Annotated in this window: 20 protein-coding genes; 16 read left to right on the top strand and 4 right to left on the bottom strand. The window is 42.5% G+C overall.

The features are described from left to right. Nucleotides 1-66 precede the first annotated feature (66 nt). The 5 genes from scuA (at nt 67) to NYE49_RS10815 (ending at nt 3,682) form a co-directional block, all read left to right on the top strand. Nucleotides 67-648 (top strand): cytochrome c oxidase assembly accessory protein ScuA, encoded by a 582-nt coding sequence (gene scuA / locus NYE49_RS10835; protein ID WP_047182765.1) that lies wholly within the window; start codon nt 67-69, stop codon nt 646-648. A gap of 77 nt (nt 649-725) precedes the next feature. Continuing rightward, nucleotides 726-1,493, top strand: coding sequence for an SGNH/GDSL hydrolase family protein (locus NYE49_RS10830; protein WP_015383905.1), 768 nt, complete (start codon nt 726-728; stop codon nt 1,491-1,493). A gap of 9 nt (nt 1,494-1,502) precedes the next feature. After that, nucleotides 1,503-2,066 carry a YpmS family protein gene (locus NYE49_RS10825; protein ID WP_015251867.1) on the top strand — a complete coding sequence of 188 codons (564 nt, stop codon included), beginning with the start codon at nt 1,503-1,505 and terminating at the stop codon, nt 2,064-2,066. A 12-nt stretch (nt 2,067-2,078) separates the two neighbouring features. Continuing rightward, nucleotides 2,079-2,273, top strand: coding sequence for a protein YpmT (gene ypmT, locus NYE49_RS10820; protein WP_003230808.1), 195 nt, complete (start codon nt 2,079-2,081; stop codon nt 2,271-2,273). 71 nt (nt 2,274-2,344) lie between these two features. Continuing rightward, nucleotides 2,345-3,682 (top strand): MATE family efflux transporter, encoded by a 1,338-nt coding sequence (locus NYE49_RS10815; protein ID WP_047182764.1) that lies wholly within the window; start codon nt 2,345-2,347, stop codon nt 3,680-3,682. A gap of 49 nt (nt 3,683-3,731) precedes the next feature. On the opposite strand, the gene NYE49_RS10810 is transcribed toward NYE49_RS10815, so the two are convergent. Beyond that, a complete protein-coding gene (locus NYE49_RS10810; protein WP_004398634.1) occupies nt 3,732-4,157 on the bottom strand; it encodes a MarR family transcriptional regulator in 426 nt (141 codons plus the stop codon). A 131-nt stretch (nt 4,158-4,288) separates the two neighbouring features. Here NYE49_RS10810 and msrA point away from each other — a divergent pair, with 131 nt between their 5' ends. Beyond that, nucleotides 4,289-4,822, top strand: coding sequence for a peptide-methionine (S)-S-oxide reductase MsrA (gene msrA / locus NYE49_RS10805; protein WP_014477117.1), 534 nt, complete (start codon nt 4,289-4,291; stop codon nt 4,820-4,822). Further along, nucleotides 4,823-5,257, top strand: a complete 435-nt coding sequence (gene msrB / locus NYE49_RS10800; RefSeq protein WP_014480061.1) for a peptide-methionine (R)-S-oxide reductase MsrB — start codon at nt 4,823-4,825, stop codon at nt 5,255-5,257. Between the two features lie 43 nt (nt 5,258-5,300). Here the strand turns inward: msrB and NYE49_RS10795 are convergent, their stop codons facing one another. Beyond that, the gene (locus NYE49_RS10795) at nt 5,301-6,326 is read right to left on the bottom strand and encodes a nucleoside-diphosphate sugar epimerase/dehydratase (RefSeq protein ID WP_014477115.1); all 1,026 of its coding nucleotides are present in this window, start codon (nt 6,324-6,326) and stop codon (nt 5,301-5,303) included. Between the two features lie 368 nt (nt 6,327-6,694). Between NYE49_RS10795 and NYE49_RS10790 the strand changes: the two genes are divergently transcribed. Beyond that, nucleotides 6,695-7,843: a phytase gene (locus tag NYE49_RS10790; protein ID WP_342410218.1), complete on the top strand. Its 1,149-nt coding sequence runs from the start codon at nt 6,695-6,697 to the stop codon at nt 7,841-7,843. A gap of 70 nt (nt 7,844-7,913) precedes the next feature. Here NYE49_RS10790 and cgeB read toward each other — a convergent pair whose 3' ends face one another. After that, a complete protein-coding gene (gene cgeB / locus NYE49_RS10785; RefSeq protein ID WP_342410217.1) occupies nt 7,914-8,867 on the bottom strand; it encodes a spore maturation protein CgeB in 954 nt (317 codons plus the stop codon). Between the two features lie 6 nt (nt 8,868-8,873). Next, nucleotides 8,874-9,275, bottom strand: coding sequence for a spore crust protein CgeA (cgeA, locus tag NYE49_RS10780; RefSeq protein ID WP_017697128.1), 402 nt, complete (start codon nt 9,273-9,275; stop codon nt 8,874-8,876). 204 nt (nt 9,276-9,479) lie between these two features. Here cgeA and cgeC point away from each other — a divergent pair, with 204 nt between their 5' ends. The 8 genes from cgeC to NYE49_RS10740 all read left to right on the top strand — a co-directional run bounded on the left by cgeC (nt 9,480) and on the right by NYE49_RS10740 (nt 14,929). Beyond that, a complete protein-coding gene (gene cgeC / locus NYE49_RS10775; protein WP_014477111.1) occupies nt 9,480-9,785 on the top strand; it encodes a spore maturation protein CgeC in 306 nt (101 codons plus the stop codon). Nucleotides 9,786-9,849: 64 nt separating this feature from the next. Beyond that, nucleotides 9,850-11,130 (top strand): spore maturation glycosyltransferase CgeD, encoded by a 1,281-nt coding sequence (gene cgeD / locus NYE49_RS10770; RefSeq protein ID WP_342410216.1) that lies wholly within the window; start codon nt 9,850-9,852, stop codon nt 11,128-11,130. A gap of 28 nt (nt 11,131-11,158) precedes the next feature. Further along, nucleotides 11,159-11,938: a spore maturation N-acetyltransferase CgeE gene (cgeE, locus tag NYE49_RS10765; protein ID WP_033884744.1), complete on the top strand. Its 780-nt coding sequence runs from the start codon at nt 11,159-11,161 to the stop codon at nt 11,936-11,938. Between the two features lie 79 nt (nt 11,939-12,017). Beyond that, nucleotides 12,018-12,131 carry a YhzE/YjcZ family sporulation protein YoyG gene (gene yoyG / locus NYE49_RS10760; RefSeq protein ID WP_003218179.1) on the top strand — a complete coding sequence of 38 codons (114 nt, stop codon included), beginning with the start codon at nt 12,018-12,020 and terminating at the stop codon, nt 12,129-12,131. Next, nucleotides 12,125-12,280: a hypothetical protein gene (locus NYE49_RS10755; RefSeq protein WP_015714119.1), complete on the top strand. Its 156-nt coding sequence runs from the start codon at nt 12,125-12,127 to the stop codon at nt 12,278-12,280. Before yoyG ends, NYE49_RS10755 begins: the two co-directional genes overlap by 7 nt. Next, nucleotides 12,261-13,595, top strand: coding sequence for an aspartate aminotransferase family protein (locus NYE49_RS10750; RefSeq protein WP_123373181.1), 1,335 nt, complete (start codon nt 12,261-12,263; stop codon nt 13,593-13,595). The genes NYE49_RS10755 and NYE49_RS10750 overlap by 20 nt, the downstream gene beginning before the upstream one ends. 6 nt (nt 13,596-13,601) lie before the next feature. Further along, entirely contained in the window at nt 13,602-14,291 is a 690-nt protein-coding gene (locus NYE49_RS10745; protein WP_024572731.1) for a CoA transferase subunit A, read from the top strand. Further along, nucleotides 14,276-14,929: a 3-oxoacid CoA-transferase subunit B gene (locus NYE49_RS10740; RefSeq protein WP_015383895.1), complete on the top strand. Its 654-nt coding sequence runs from the start codon at nt 14,276-14,278 to the stop codon at nt 14,927-14,929. The genes NYE49_RS10745 and NYE49_RS10740 overlap by 16 nt, the downstream gene beginning before the upstream one ends. Nucleotides 14,930-14,933 lie beyond the last annotated feature (4 nt).

Here is a 14,933-nt window from a genome sequence, read left to right as displayed (position 1 = left end):
ACAAACATGGGACAGTAAGGTCGGTTTTAGAAAGCGTTTTTATGCTGGCTGGAAAGGATGGATGTCATGAAGGTTATCAAGGGGTTAACGGCTGGGCTGATTTTTCTGTTTTTGTGTGCATGCGGAGGACAGCAGATTAAAAATCCGCTTAATTACCAGGTGGAGCCTTTTACATTTCAAAACCAAGACGGCAAGAACGTTTCTTTAGAGAGTTTAAAAGGAGAAGTATGGCTGGCGGATTTTATTTTTACCAATTGTGAAACTATATGTCCGCCAATGACCGCTCATATGACTGATCTGCAAAAAAAACTGAAAGCCGAAAATATAGATGTCCGCATCATATCATTTAGTGTTGACCCAGAAAACGATAAGCCGAAACAGCTGAAGAAATTTGCTGCAAATTATCCATTATCTTTTGATAACTGGGATTTTCTCACGGGATACAGCCAGAGTGAGATTGAGGAGTTTGCACTTAAGAGCTTTAAAGCGATCGTAAAGAAGCCGGAGGGAGAGGACCAAGTGATTCATCAATCTTCTTTTTATTTGGTAGGTCCGGACGGTAAGGTGCTGAAAGATTACAATGGAGTAGAGAATACACCGTACGATGATATCATTTCCGATGTGAAGTCAGCCAGTACACTCAAGTAAGCTAGAAGACTAGGCATTTGCAAATCTTCTAAAACATGATACACTTTCCACTAGTAGAATGGGAAGGAGCAACAAGATTGAAGCTGCGCATTTTTTCAATCATGGCCAGTTTGATTTTGCTTCTTACTGCGTGTACGAGCATACGTACATCATCTGAGGGAAAACAAAAAGCCCATGAAACGAAAACAAAAGAACACATTGTCATAGCGGCTGTCGGAGATTCGCTGACAGAAGGAGTCGGAGATCCCGACGAAAAGGGATATGTCGGCAAGGTGGCGGATTCTATCCGGTCAGATAAACAAGTCAAAACGGTCGACGTGAAAAATTATGCTGTAAAAGGGAACCGTTCGGATGATTTATTAGAAAAACTAAAAGATAAAAAGGTTCAAAAAGGCATAAAGGACGCAGATTATGTCTTTTTTACAATTGGCGGTAATGATTTGATGAAAATCCTTCGCCAAAACTTTCTGCAATTAACCGTTGAACCGTTTCAGGAAGCGGAAAAACCGTACGAAAAGCGCTTTGAAAAAATCATTTCTGAAATTCGCGAGCTGAATGATCACGCTGAGCTGATTTATGTCAGCATGTACAATCCGTTTACGTTTACATTATCAGAACTAAATGAAATAAATGGTGTCGTCACGGATTGGAACCATATTGCTGAAAAAGAGCTGAAAAAAGATAAACATGCAAAAATCATTCATATCGAAGATTTGTTCAATCAAAAAAGTGACAGCAGCCGAATTTCTGAGGAAGATGATTTTCATCCTAATGGTACGGGTTATTCTCTTATCGCAAAGCGCGTCTATCAAGCCATTAAAAAAGAAGGATTACCGAAAGAGTAGGGTGACAGCATGAATAAGTGGAAGCGACTGTTTTTTATATTGCTTGCAATCAATTTTATCCTCGCCGCCGGGTTTGTGGCACTTGTTTTGCTCCCGGGGGAACAGGCTCAGGTGAAGGATTCATCTGAGAGCGAGTATGGATTTCAAGTGACCAGCACAAAAGAATCATTAGCTGCGTTTGTTAACTCATATTTAAACGACAAAGCATCAAACAAGCTTGATTATAAAGTAGAGATTGATGATGATGTTCATGTCGCAGGGAAAATCAAGGCATTTTCCACGTCTATTGATGCGTTTATCGCTTTTGAGCCGACCGTGAAAAAAAACGGTGATGTAGAGCTGAATGTCACGAAATTTTCGTTAGGGAAATTGAGTATACCAATTAGCTTTGTGTTAAATTATATGGACAGCTTTTATGAATTGCCGTCATTTGTCCATGTTCACCCCGGAGATAAAAGCATTGAAGTGCGTTTGTCAGAAATGCCTTTAACGAATGGAATGTATGTCAAAGCGGATAAGATAAATTTAGAAAAAGATGAAATTGAGTTTTCCTATTACCATCCTAAACAATAGAGGTGACTGAAAATGAAACGGATTTACCAGTATTTCAGTTTATTATCCTTTACATTTTCCCTGTACTTCGGCTGGCTTGCTTATCATCATCTGGCCGCTGAAGACATGGATCAAATGTATTTGAATGTTTCCTATTGTGCCTTGTTCCTAAGTGTGATGGTGTTTACATTCGGTATGCGAGACCGAAAAAAAACCGATAAGTCATGAAAAAAGAGACATGAAACAACGTCTCTTTTTTCGTGCGGTCCGAAGAAAATTTGAGAACACAAGGAGAAAAGATGAAAGCATACGATTTTACACAGGGGAACGTGCTGAAACAGCTTGTACTGTTTTCAATGCCTATTATGCTCGGAAACGCATTGCAGGTTTCCTTTCAATTTATAGACAGCTTGTGGATTGGCAATTTACTGGGGGCAAAGGCCCTTGGGGCAGCCGCGGTATCAAGCACGATTGTTTTGACCGTGCTGTCTTTTATTTTGGGCCTTAACAATGCGACGTTAACAATTTTATCTCAGCAAAAAGGAAAAGATGATGTAAAAGGAATGGCGTCGTATATTAACGCTTTTGTTGTTTTATTAACAGGCCTAAGCATTGGATTCGGCGCGGCCGGTTTTTTTCTCTCAGAGCTTTTGCTGCGTCTTCTAAAAACGCCGGAGTCAATGATACCGCTTGCTGAGGCGTATTTACAGATTCAATTTATCGGCATTTTATTTTTGTTTGGTTATAACTTTATCAGTACTGTGCTTCGTGCGCTGGGCGACAGCAAGACACCTCTCCGGTTTATTGCGTTTGCTGTTGTACTGAATACAGTGCTTGCGCCGCTCTTTATTTCTGTGTTCCGCATGGGAATAGCGGGAGCAGCTTATTCAACGATTTTGTCACAGGGCATTGCGTTTCTGTATGGGTTGTTTTATGTCATCAAACACAAGCTTGTGCCATTCTCGATTCCGAGAATGCCCAAGTGGGAAGAGTCCGCGCTGATTTTGAAACTCGGGATTCCGGCAGGTCTGCAGATGATGGTGATTACAGGCGGTATGATGGCGATTATGAGTGTTGTCAACTCATACGGGGATCACGTGGTATCAGGCTTTGGCGCGGTGCAGCGGCTTGATAGCATCATCACGCTTCCAGCAATGGCTGCCGGTACGGCCGTCAACAGTATGGCAGGGCAAAATATTGGAATCGGAAACGAAAAAAGAGTGGGAACAATTGCAAGGCTGGGTGTGATGGCTGTTATTTCCTGCATGCTGGTGATTGCGGTTATGATTTGGGTATTTGGTAAATATCTCATTAGGTTATTTATCAGTGAGCCTGATGCGGTCGTATTTGGTGAACAATATTTGAAGTGGATCGCATTTTTCTACCCTTTTATTGGGATTAATTTTGTGCTGAACGGAATCGTCAGGGCAGCGGGAGCGATGCTGCAGGTTCTGGTATTAAATTTGATCTCGTTTTGGGTGTTGAGATATCCTTTCACAGCTCTATTTTCAGCTTGGCTTGGACAAAAAGGAATCGGGCTTGGAATCGGAATGAGTTTTTTATTTAGCAGCTGCGCGGCATTTTTGTATTATAAATATGGCCGCTGGAAAGCAATGAAGCTGTTTACTGAAAAATAAGTGAAGCACTGCGAAAAGCACATACCTATATATCGGTATGTGCTTTTTTTTACCGTTTTTTATCAAGTTTGCTGAAGAGCTCGATTAACGTGGCAAGTTCAGCATCAGTGTAGCAGTCAAAGCGTTTAAAGAAATATTCCGTTTTTTTCTCGTTAAAGTGCTGAAGGACTTTTTCGCCCGCTTCAGTGATATGAATGCGGATGATGCGTCTGTCTTCCTTCGATCTGATTCTCGTAATCCATTCCTTTTCTACCAGCGCATCGGTCACAGCCGTAATGTGGCTTGCCGATACCTCTAAAATAGGCGCAAATTCAGTGACTTTTTTAGGCCCTTGTTCACTGAGGATCCGAAGAATGGTGAATTCATTCCGCGACAGCTCTTTATCTAAAATTTCATTGATTTCATTGCGTATTTGTTTAAAGACTTTACGGAGTAAAGTTTCCATATCGTACATCATCTGTGTTCTTACTTTCAAATTTGTGAACCTCCATTACATAAGCATATTGCTTAAAACCTATAGATTTTATTGAAAAGCAGAATCATTTTCATTCTATTTTTACATGCTATAATATAATAATACCACGTATTAACAAAGGAGGCACCAGTATGTCTGAAAAAAAAGAAATCGCCACATTTGCAGGAGGCTGTTTTTGGTGTATGGTTAAACCTTTTGACGAACAGCCGGGAATTGAAAAAGTGGTGTCCGGGTATACAGGCGGCCATACTGAAAACCCTACGTATGAAGAGGTGTGCAGTGAAACGACGGGACATCGTGAAGCCGTTCAAATCACGTTTAATCCTGATGTATTCCCTTATGAAAAACTGCTTGAATTATTTTGGCAGCAAATCGATCCGACAGATGCCGGGGGGCAGTTTGCTGATCGCGGCAGCTCCTATCGCGCAGCCATTTTTTATCATAATGATAAACAAAAGGAGCTTGCGGAAGCTTCCAAGCAACGTCTGGCGGAAAGCGGCATCTTTAAAGATCCGATTGTAACGGACATTTTAAAAGCTGAACCTTTCTATGAAGCGGAAGGCTACCATCAGCATTTTTATAAAAAGAATCCAGCACATTATCAGCGCTACCGGACAGGTTCCGGACGAGCGGGATTTATCAGCGAGCATTGGGGGGCTAAATAAATGGCGTACAATAAAGAAGAAAAAATAAAATCATTAAATCGTATGCAATATGAAGTAACGCAAAATAACGGCACGGAGCCGCCGTTTCAAAATGAATATTGGGATCATAAGGAAGAAGGGTTGTATGTAGACATTGTGTCAGGCAAGCCATTGTTTACATCCAAAGATAAATTTGATTCCCACTGCGGCTGGCCAAGCTTTACAAAGCCGATTGAAGAAGAAGAAGTGGAAGAAAAACTGGACACGAGCCACGGCATGATTCGCACAGAAGTAAGAAGCCGAACTGCTGATTCTCATCTTGGCCACGTATTTAATGACGGACCGGGGCCAAACGGACTTCGTTACTGCATAAATTCAGCAGCGCTGCGGTTTGTTCCGAAGCATAAGCTAAAAGAAGAAGGATACGAAAGCTATCTGCATCTCTTTAATAAATAAAGTGTTAAAAACAGGCCTGCCTAATGGATAGACAGGCTTGTTTTTATGCCTTTTTCTCTTGATGCAATTCTTCAATAATCTGAGCAATTCTTTCTTTCGTAATGAGCGGGGCTTGATCTGATTGATACCCAGGCAGATTGACTTTGCGAAAGTCAGGATGTTTTTCCGGCTCTGGAAGGATCGCATAAAGGTTGCCCCATTCATACAGTGATTCAATTTCATGTGGAGATGTTAATTCTTCGTGAAGCTTTTCACCTGGACGCTTGCCCACTTCTACTGCAGCCGGCCGCGGGAGCCCGTGCTGCGATGCATATTCTTCAAACCCATGAATCAGTTCTTCAAGTTTCAGTGATTCCATTTTGAAAATAAAAGTTTCTCCGCCTTTTGTAATAGCAGCCGATTGCAATGTCAATGTAGCTGCATCGTCTATTGACATGAAAAATCTGGTCATGTTTTTGTCTGTGATGGTCAGAGGTTCACCCTCCATCATCTGTTCAAATAATATGGGGATGACCGAACCTCTGGAACCGAGAACATTTCCAAAGCGGACCGAACAAAACAAGGTTCCTTTGTTTTGGACGTGGCGGTTTGCTTGATGAAACAGCTTTTCAGATAACAGCTTGGTGGCACCCATTGTGTTCACAGGAGATACAGCTTTATCTGTACTGATATTAATGACATGCTGCACTCGGTGTGAAAGGGCAGCTTCCACCACATTTTGTCCGCCGATGAGATTGGTCTGGATCGCTTCAAATGGATGGTCCTCACATGTCGGAACCTGTTTCAGCGCAGCCGCGTGAAAGACGATATCGACGCCTTTCATCACCTGATTCACCCTTCTGTGATCGCGTACATCTCCGAGTACAAATAATAGCCGCTTATCCTCCGCATACTTTTGGCTCATGACATACTGTTTACTGTCGTCTTTGCTGAATACAATCACCTGTTTAGGTGTAAGCAGCAAAAGGCGTTTGACAATTTGACTCCCGATTGAACCCGTTCCGCCAGTGACTAAAACTGTTTTGTTATGGAAAAATGGTTTTAGTTCTGCTGTTTGCTGTTTAGGCATGGCTTATCCTCCAACTCTCGTTTCTCTACCATGCATCATATGTTCAACTTTGTAATCGAATTAATGAAAGCAACCAATAAAACAAAATTTAGGGGAATGATCATGTCACAAAGTGTTCTTTTTTAATAGAAAATGGAAAAACGGACGTAACTAGGGAACAACAAAACTAAATAAACAATGTACTAAATATTCAACATATTTTTATTTCGCTCCGCAAAAGCAAACCTGACAAAGTCCATCTCACGTACCACTTTGGGGAAAAGTTGTTTGAGTCAGAAACCCTATAAAAAAAGGTTCATTTTCCTCACGGTAACCACCTGTATATATTTTACAATAGTAGTGATGGTGATAAAAGAGGAGGGTACCAAATGAAGGTTTCAAAAACAATGCTGCTAAGCACTGCCGCGGGTTTATTGCTTAGCCTGACAGCAACCTCGGTGTCGGCTCATTATGTGAATGAGGAACATTATTTCAAAGTGACTGCACACACGGAGACAGATCCGGTCGCATCTGGCGATGACGCAGCAGATGACCCGGCCATTTGGGTTCATGAAAAACACCCGGAAAAAAGCAAGTTGATTACGACAAATAAGAAGTCAGGGCTCGTCGTGTATGATTTAGACGGAAAACAGCTTCATTCTTATGAGTTTGGCAAGCTCAATAATGTCGATCTGCGCTATGATTTTCCATTGAACGGCGAAAAAATTGATATTGCTGCCGCATCCAACCGGTCCGAAGGAAAAAACACAATTGAAGTATATGCAATAGACGGGGATAAAGGAAAATTGAAAAGCATTACAGATCCAAAACATCCTATTTCCACCAATATTTCTGAGGTTTATGGATTCGGCCTGTATCACAGCCAGAAAACAGGAGCATTTTACGCATTAGTGACAGGCAAACAAGGGGAATTTGAGCAGTATGAAATTGTTGATGGTGGAAAGGGTTATGTAACAGGGAAAAAGGTGCGTGAATTTAAGTTGAATTCTCAGACCGAAGGCCTTGTTGCGGATGATGAGTATGGGAACCTATACATAGCAGAGGAAGATGAGGCCATCTGGAAATTTAACGCTGAGCCCGGCGGAGGGTCAAAGGGGCAGGTTGTTGACCGTGCGACAGGAGATCATTTGACAGCTGATATTGAAGGACTGACAGTCTATTATGCACCAAATGGCAAAGGATATCTCATGGCTTCAAGTCAAGGAAATAACAGCTATGCAATGTATGAACGGCAGGGGAAAAATCGCTATGTAGCCAACTTTGAGATTACAGATGGCGAGAAGATAGACGGTACTAGTGACACGGATGGTATTGATGTTCTCGGTTTCGGACTTGGCCCAAAATATCCGTACGGGATTTTTGTGGCGCAGGATGGCGAAAATATCGATAACGGACAAGCCGTCAATCAAAATTTCAAAATTGTGTCGTGGGAACAGATTGCACAGCATCTCGGCGGAAAACCTGATCTTCATAAACAGGTAAACCCGAGGAAGCTGAAAGACCGTTCTGACGGCTAGAAAAGAAAGCAGCTTGTGCAGCTGCTTTTTTCTATGAATAAAAAAATCGTTCATCGCAATGAACGATTTTTCAAGAAAGTGCCAGATGAATTGCTTTTAGTTTTGCAGGAAGCTCATCAAACGTAAATGCGGGTACGGTTTCTTTATAATTGGCTGCTGCAGCTTTTTGCCGTTCTTCAGGATGGTTGATATAGAAAGCGGCTTTTTCCTTAAAGTCGTTCATGCCGTGATAAGAAATAAAGGATGAAAAAGGATACGCCGCGGGTAAATCTGTTAATTGAAATGCTTCGCATGCAGCAATATCAAACGTTCGGTTATTAAAACAGGCATTTTTGATGCGCATAGTATTTTGGTTGAAAGCAAAATGATAGGGACGATGCGCATTAATTACGATGTCTGCCCCATTATAATAATGAACGGCCTGTTCGGGTGGAACCCATGCGCTGACGACATCAATATGCGGCTGTTTGAGCACTTTTTTAGGCAGATATTTTCTCCATTCCTTGCCGATTACCCGAACCGTGAATGGCAGATGGACCGCTTCTTTCATAAGCTGAACCCGATTAGGGTAAGGGTAGCCGATGATTAACAGATTTGAATGATAGGATTGTTCGGTGCCCATTTTTTTAAACAGCCGATGATTAACTGGTATCGGAACATAATAGACGTGCTGGTAGCCGAGCTCTTGATAATAGAGAACGGCATTTTGTTCAATCGTTAATATGGCGTCAGCGAGCTTGATTACCTGTAGGCTGATATCCATATAAAATGGGTCTTCGGTCAGCCAAACATATACGGGGATACCCTTACCCTTTAACCAGGTCAGCCAGTCGTGAGGAACGCGGTCTCCAACCATCAAGAGTGCGAAGTCCGGCTGAAACGTTTCGATCTTCACCAAAGATTCTGCTTCAAGTGTATCTGCAGACATATACTCTGTATGAGTGTTCCGAAAACATTCTTCAGCCCAGCGATCAAAATAACAATATATTCCTCCGTATCCCGACTGGATATACAACACTTTCATCGGATGTTATGAAAAGAACGTAACGCTTTCTACTTTGTCTACATCAATTAATGTTGTAGCTTGGCCTGCTGGAGTGACGGAGCTTTCCTGTGTTACAAATACGATCCCGTGAACCTGATCGAAAGCAACGAAGACAACCGGCCCGATCATGTCTCCCGAATCGGTTACAATGCTGATTGTCGTGCCTGGCGTAACTCTGGCAAAAATCCATCTTGCCGGAAGGGAAGGGTCTAAAAGAGATTCTGCCGTAACCGTCTCACTTTCATCTACTCTTTGATCGATGGCAGCTTCAAGCAAGTCTTTAAGATTACTATCCATGTTTTCTCCTCCTTCTGTTGCAGTTGGAAATAAAGGGCTTAAAACGGCTTTAATTAAATCCTTTTTTAACTGTGCATTTTCAGAGCTCATTACACACACCTCCTATTCGATAGTGAACTCACGTTAATCATATTCTTCCGGCTGTTATTTGGTATGAGTCGAACGCCGTACCTGATCTATTTTTCATCTATTTAAGGAAAATGCTGATTTTTTAATGGAGTGGACATAGCCTATACCATAAATCGAAGTCGCACATATTGTGAAACAGAGATAAGGATAAGGGAGAGGGATGATTTGGATTTAGAGAAACAAGTGGATCGAGAAGAAAACCAAGATGAACTGCATTTTATTTTGCTTTTGCTGATTCTGCTGATACGTCAATCGTCTTCTGAAGGAAATCCATCTGACCTCAGACGCCAGCTTGTTTTTGCAAAAGAGCTGGGCGTACCGGTTTCAAAAGTCAATTTGATTAACGGAGATACACTTCAAAATGTCATCGTAAAAGAAGTTCTGACTGATTTGGTTATTTTCCAAAACCCGTTAAATAACACGAGATCTCATGTTTCACTCTCAAGTGTTGTAAGCTGGGGTGCTTTTTAAAAGATGACAGAGGCTCTGCTTGCTGCGGAGCCGTTTTTATGTTTGACGGCGGGAGGCGGTATAGATGGGAGAGAAAGTGTCTATTATTTTAACAAGTTACAACAAACCCGATTATTTGCAAAAAGCGATCGAAAGCGTGATACAGCAAACGCATGATCTTTGGGAGCTTTTTATCATGGATGATCATTCGAATGCAGAAACAACTGCGGTGATTCACAAGTATCTCCATGACCGGCGCATTCAATATCATAACAGTTTCGTGCATTCTGCAGATCGATTAAAAACAGCTCGTTATGCCACATTAATTAACAGTGCGCTCCCATTTGCAGACGGCGATTACATTTCCTATCTTACTGACGACACTGTTTATCATCCTGAGCGGCTGAGCCGTATGGTGCAAGAGTTTTCACATAAGCCTGAAGCGCAGGCGGTCTATTCAAAACAAAAAGTTGTACATGTAAACGAAAGGGGAGAGGAAATCTCACATTTCTACAGAAATGCCAATGCAGTGCTTGATCAGGCCGCTTTTCAAGTTGATCACTGCTCAGTTATGCATCGCCGTTCGTTACTTAATCTCATCCACCATAAATTTGGAGGATATTGGGATGATGATATGAAGCATTGGAATCATGGCGACGCAATTTTTTGGGCGAGACTCAACAACTTTACCCCATTTCTGCCGATAAATGAAGTATTAGACACAACCTATAAAACCCCCGATTCATTTCAAAATGCATATCGGTTTCTGCCCGCCGATTTGATTGACGGCTCTTTTGTAAAAGGTTCAGATCAAAATGTGTGTTTTTTTGATCAGGGTGTAAGGCATCCTGTTGGAGAAAAGTGGGGTTTTTTGTATCTAAATCGGACTGTCGCTGTTCCAGACCCATATTTATTCCAATATAGGACTGGAAAAATTTTAAACATTCCGAATTATATATTAGTAAAGGAAGCTGACCATCCTGCAATATTTTATATCGAAGCCGGAAAAAAAAGGCGAATTGTGGACCAGTATGCGTTTCAATTTTATCAATTTCAAAGAAAAGACATAGTGACAATTGGAAAAGAAGAGATGGAGACGCTTCCGGAAGGGCCGCCGATTACGTGGAAACGATCTGAATTGATCAAAAATCCGCCTGGCCGACGTCTGTTTTTCATCGAACGCGAGCCGTTTTTGTTTCTAAACGGCGTCTTTCACCCGATTAGTGAACAAGTAGCAAGGAAGTTTTTTTTACATCAGAAGCCAATCTCCGCTTCTTTCCGAAATATTCAGCAATTTCCAATTGGAAAGCCGTTTTATCCGGTGTACGATGAGATTATAAAGAAATTGAATATTGCAACAGAGTAAAGGTATAGGTCATAAAAAGGAGACGTTCATGACAGGACATTATTCAAAAACGGAACATCAATATATATTGTTAACGTCTGAATCGGCATCGTTTGATCATTACAGCGTATACAGAGATCCTCAGCTTCCGCAAATTTTTTCTCATAACTTTGTTCAGCTCCATGATACGTTTCCATTGGAGCGGTTACTTAACTTTTTACCCTCTGTACCAAAGCTGCTTGATGCGAATTATCTCCATTTAAAAGCGTCGCCGCAGCATGTTTTTCCGCTCGGTTTGAAGCAGTCGCTTGTAAAAAGCGGTTTTGTCGTCGAGGATGAGCTACTATATGACATGAAGCTTAGTGACTGGAAGGGGCAGATGGGACATCCTTTAACCGCATGGGGGACGGCAAAAAGTCTTTTCGACGGATCTTCTATTATGAAAATTTACGATTCCATTTATATTGGAGAAGCAATCGCTGAACAAAAATTAAAAAGAAAATATCCTTTCTATGAAGCAGGTATAATCATTCTTGTTGTTTGTTACAGCGACCAGGCACAGAAAGTTCCCATTGGGTGCGGCGAGCTGTTTATCGATCATCAAGAGAAAACGGCTAAAATCGAAGAAGTGGCAATTTTAGATCAGTTTCAAAGGAAGGGCTACGGCAGTATCTTAGTGAAAGAAATGCTGTCCATTGCCAAATCACTAGGAATGGAAGCAGCCTACTTAGTGGCTGCAAGCACTGACGGTGCAACTCAGTTTTACGAAAAGCTGACGTTTAAAAAATATGAGCGGGTACATACTGTATTTCATTATTTCCTTACATGAAATAGGCGTTTGCACAAACCATTTGGGACTTGGCCCGCATAAAATGCCGTATATCGTGATAAGAAAGGATGAAAACAGCATGTATGGATACTCTGGGTACGGTTACGGATTTGGCTGCGGGACAAATACATTTGTGTTAATTGTTGTCTTGTTCATTTTATTAATTATTGTTGGAGCCGCTTTTATTTGCTAGATGCTGAAATTCCAAAAGAGCCTTCCCTATTAGGAAGGCTCTTTTTATGTGAAAAAGTTTTTGCGGGGAACGTCATGCCGCCATTTGGACACTCATACAATATGGTAAAAGGGGTTTTGAGGTGGGAGCATGAGCAGTTATTTGATTAAGCCAGAGCTTAGCTCGGCCTATCCGGTTGTCAGTTATGCGAAGGGTTCATATGTTTATGATCAGACCGGAAAAAAATATCTCGACGGCTCGTCAGGTGCGGTGACATGTAATATCGGCCACGGAGTTCGTGATGTGACTGAGAAGCTGAAAGAACAGCTTGATCAGGTGTCTTTTGCTTACCGCTCACAGTTTACGAGTGAGCCCGCCGAGCAATTAGCCGCGCTCTTGGCACAGGAGCTGCCCGGAGATGTGAATTGGTCTTTTTTTGTTAACAGCGGATCAGAAGCGATAGAAACAGCTATGAAAATCGCCATTCAGTATTGGCAGGAAAAAAAGCAAACACAAAAATCCATCTTTTTGTCTCGATGGAGCAGTTACCACGGAATAACTTTGGGAGCGCTTTCATTGTCTGGTTTTTATGAAAGGAGATACCGGTTCACCCATCTCATTGAGCGGTATCCAGCTATCTCAGTTCCACATATTTATCGGCTGAATCACGAGACAGAAGAAGACTTTGTTCAGACTGCAACTGATGAACTGGACACTATGATCAAAAGAATCGGAAGCCAATTCATCGCCGGCTTTGTGGCTGAGCCTATTATTGGTGCTGCAGGAGCAGCGATTACTCCGCCCCCGGGATATTATGAGAGATTAAGTGAGGTATGCCGCACACACGATGTGCTTTTTATTGCAGATGAAGTGATGACGGGGCTTGGGAGAACAGGAAGGATGCTCGCGACAGAGCATTGGGACACCGTACCTGATATTGCTGTACTGGGGAAGGGACTCGGTGCCGGGTATGCGCCTATTGCCGCTGCCGTCGTATCTGATTCTATTATTGAAACGATAAAAAAAGGGTCAGGTGTGATTATGAGCGGTCACACATATAGTGCACACCCCTATTCAGCCAAAGCTGCTCTTGAAGTTTTGCGATATGTGTTAAAGCACGGCTTGATCAAACAATCAGAAAAAAAGGGCGCTGTGCTGAAGAAAAAGCTTGATGAGGCGGCATCTCAAAGCGGCATTATAGGTGATGTGCGCGGAAAAGGACTGCTATTAGGCGTTGAATTTGTAGCAGACCAAAAAACGAAGAAAGTCTTCCCGCCAGAGCAGGCGGTAACCCAGCTTATTGTCAGCGAGGCGAAAAAACGCGGGCTGATTGTTTATCCTTCCAAAGCTGGAATAGACAGTGGAGAAGGAGATGCTGTCATTATTGCTCCTCCTTTTACCATTTCAGACGGTGAAATGGAAGAGCTTATCTCTATTTTTTCAGAAACAGTTGCAGCGGTCGAAAAAAACTTAAAAAGGGATTGACATTAAATGGCGCCATTTCAAAAAGCAATCAGCATTGACACAGCAATTGCAGATGTTCGGGATGGATCGGTTCTGATGTTTGGCGGTTTTGGGGGAGTCGGGTCGCCTCCTTCATTGATTGAAGCGATATTGGACAGCGGTGTAACGGATTTAACTGTGATTTGCAATGACGCCGGTTTCCCGGATATAGGGATCGGCCCGCTTATTGTTAATCAACGGGTCAAAACCCTGATCGCCTCGCATATCGGTTCCAATCCTGTAGCCGGAAAACAGATGACAGAGGGGACGTTAGAGGTTCAATTTTCACCTCAGGGAACGCTTGCGGAACGGATTCGCGCTGGCGGAGCGGGACTTGGCGGTATTTTAACCGATGTGGGCATTGATAATCCAATGGTTTGCGAAAAAAAGGACATCGTAACAGTGGCGGGAAAACGATACTTGATTGAAGAGGCGCTGACGGCTGATTTTGCTTTTATCAATGCTTACATTGCAGATGAATTCGGCAATCTAACGTATGACAAAACCGCGCGCAATATGAATCCGCTTATGGCAATGGCCGCCAGGAGAACCTTTGCCGAAGCTGAGCGTATCGTTCCGATAGGTGAGATTTCTGAAGAAATGATTGTCACACCGGGGGTTTTTGTTGAGGGAGTTGTACGAAGCGAGGGAGTGAAGTGGAAATGGGCTTGGGAGTAGCAGAAAGAGAACAGATTGCAAAACGGGCTGCTACTGAAATTAAGCAGGGCATGATTGTGAATCTCGGTATCGGTATCCCATCCTTGGTACCGAACTTTTTGCCGCCTGACATGCAGGTCATGTTTCAAGCGGAAAACGGTGTCCTTGGCATTGGAGAAAGTCCTGAAAAGGGAGAAGAGGATGCGCATTTATGCAACGCCGCGGGCTATCCTGTCCGCGCTGTAAAAGGGGCTTCTTATTTTGATACAACCATGTCTTTTGCGATGATCAGAAAAGGCAAAATTGACATTACGATTTTAGGAGCCCTGCAGGTGAGCCAATCAGGAGATTTGGCAAATTGGCTTGTTCCGGGAAAAAAGGTGCCTGGTATGGGCGGGGCGATGGAGCTTGCCCAAAAAGCGAAAAAAGTGGTTGTTGTCATGAGTCATACAGATCAAAAGGGAAGACCTAAATTAACAGAAAGATGCACGCTGCCATTAACTGCTGCAGGCTGTGTAGATTTGATTATTACCGAAAAAGCGGTTCTTGAGGTCGATAGCCATCACTTCATTTTAAAAGAGCTGATGAATGGCTCGACAATCGATGAGGTGACGAGGCTGACAGAAGCTGAAATCAAAATAGATATGCCTTTTTCTTAAGAGG

Origin of the sequence: Bacillus sp. FSL L8-0358 (assembly GCF_038593095.1) — a bacterium.
In the GTDB taxonomy this organism is placed as follows: domain Bacteria; phylum Bacillota; class Bacilli; order Bacillales; family Bacillaceae; genus Bacillus; species Bacillus subtilis.
This window is presented reverse-complemented; position numbering and strand designations above follow the sequence as displayed.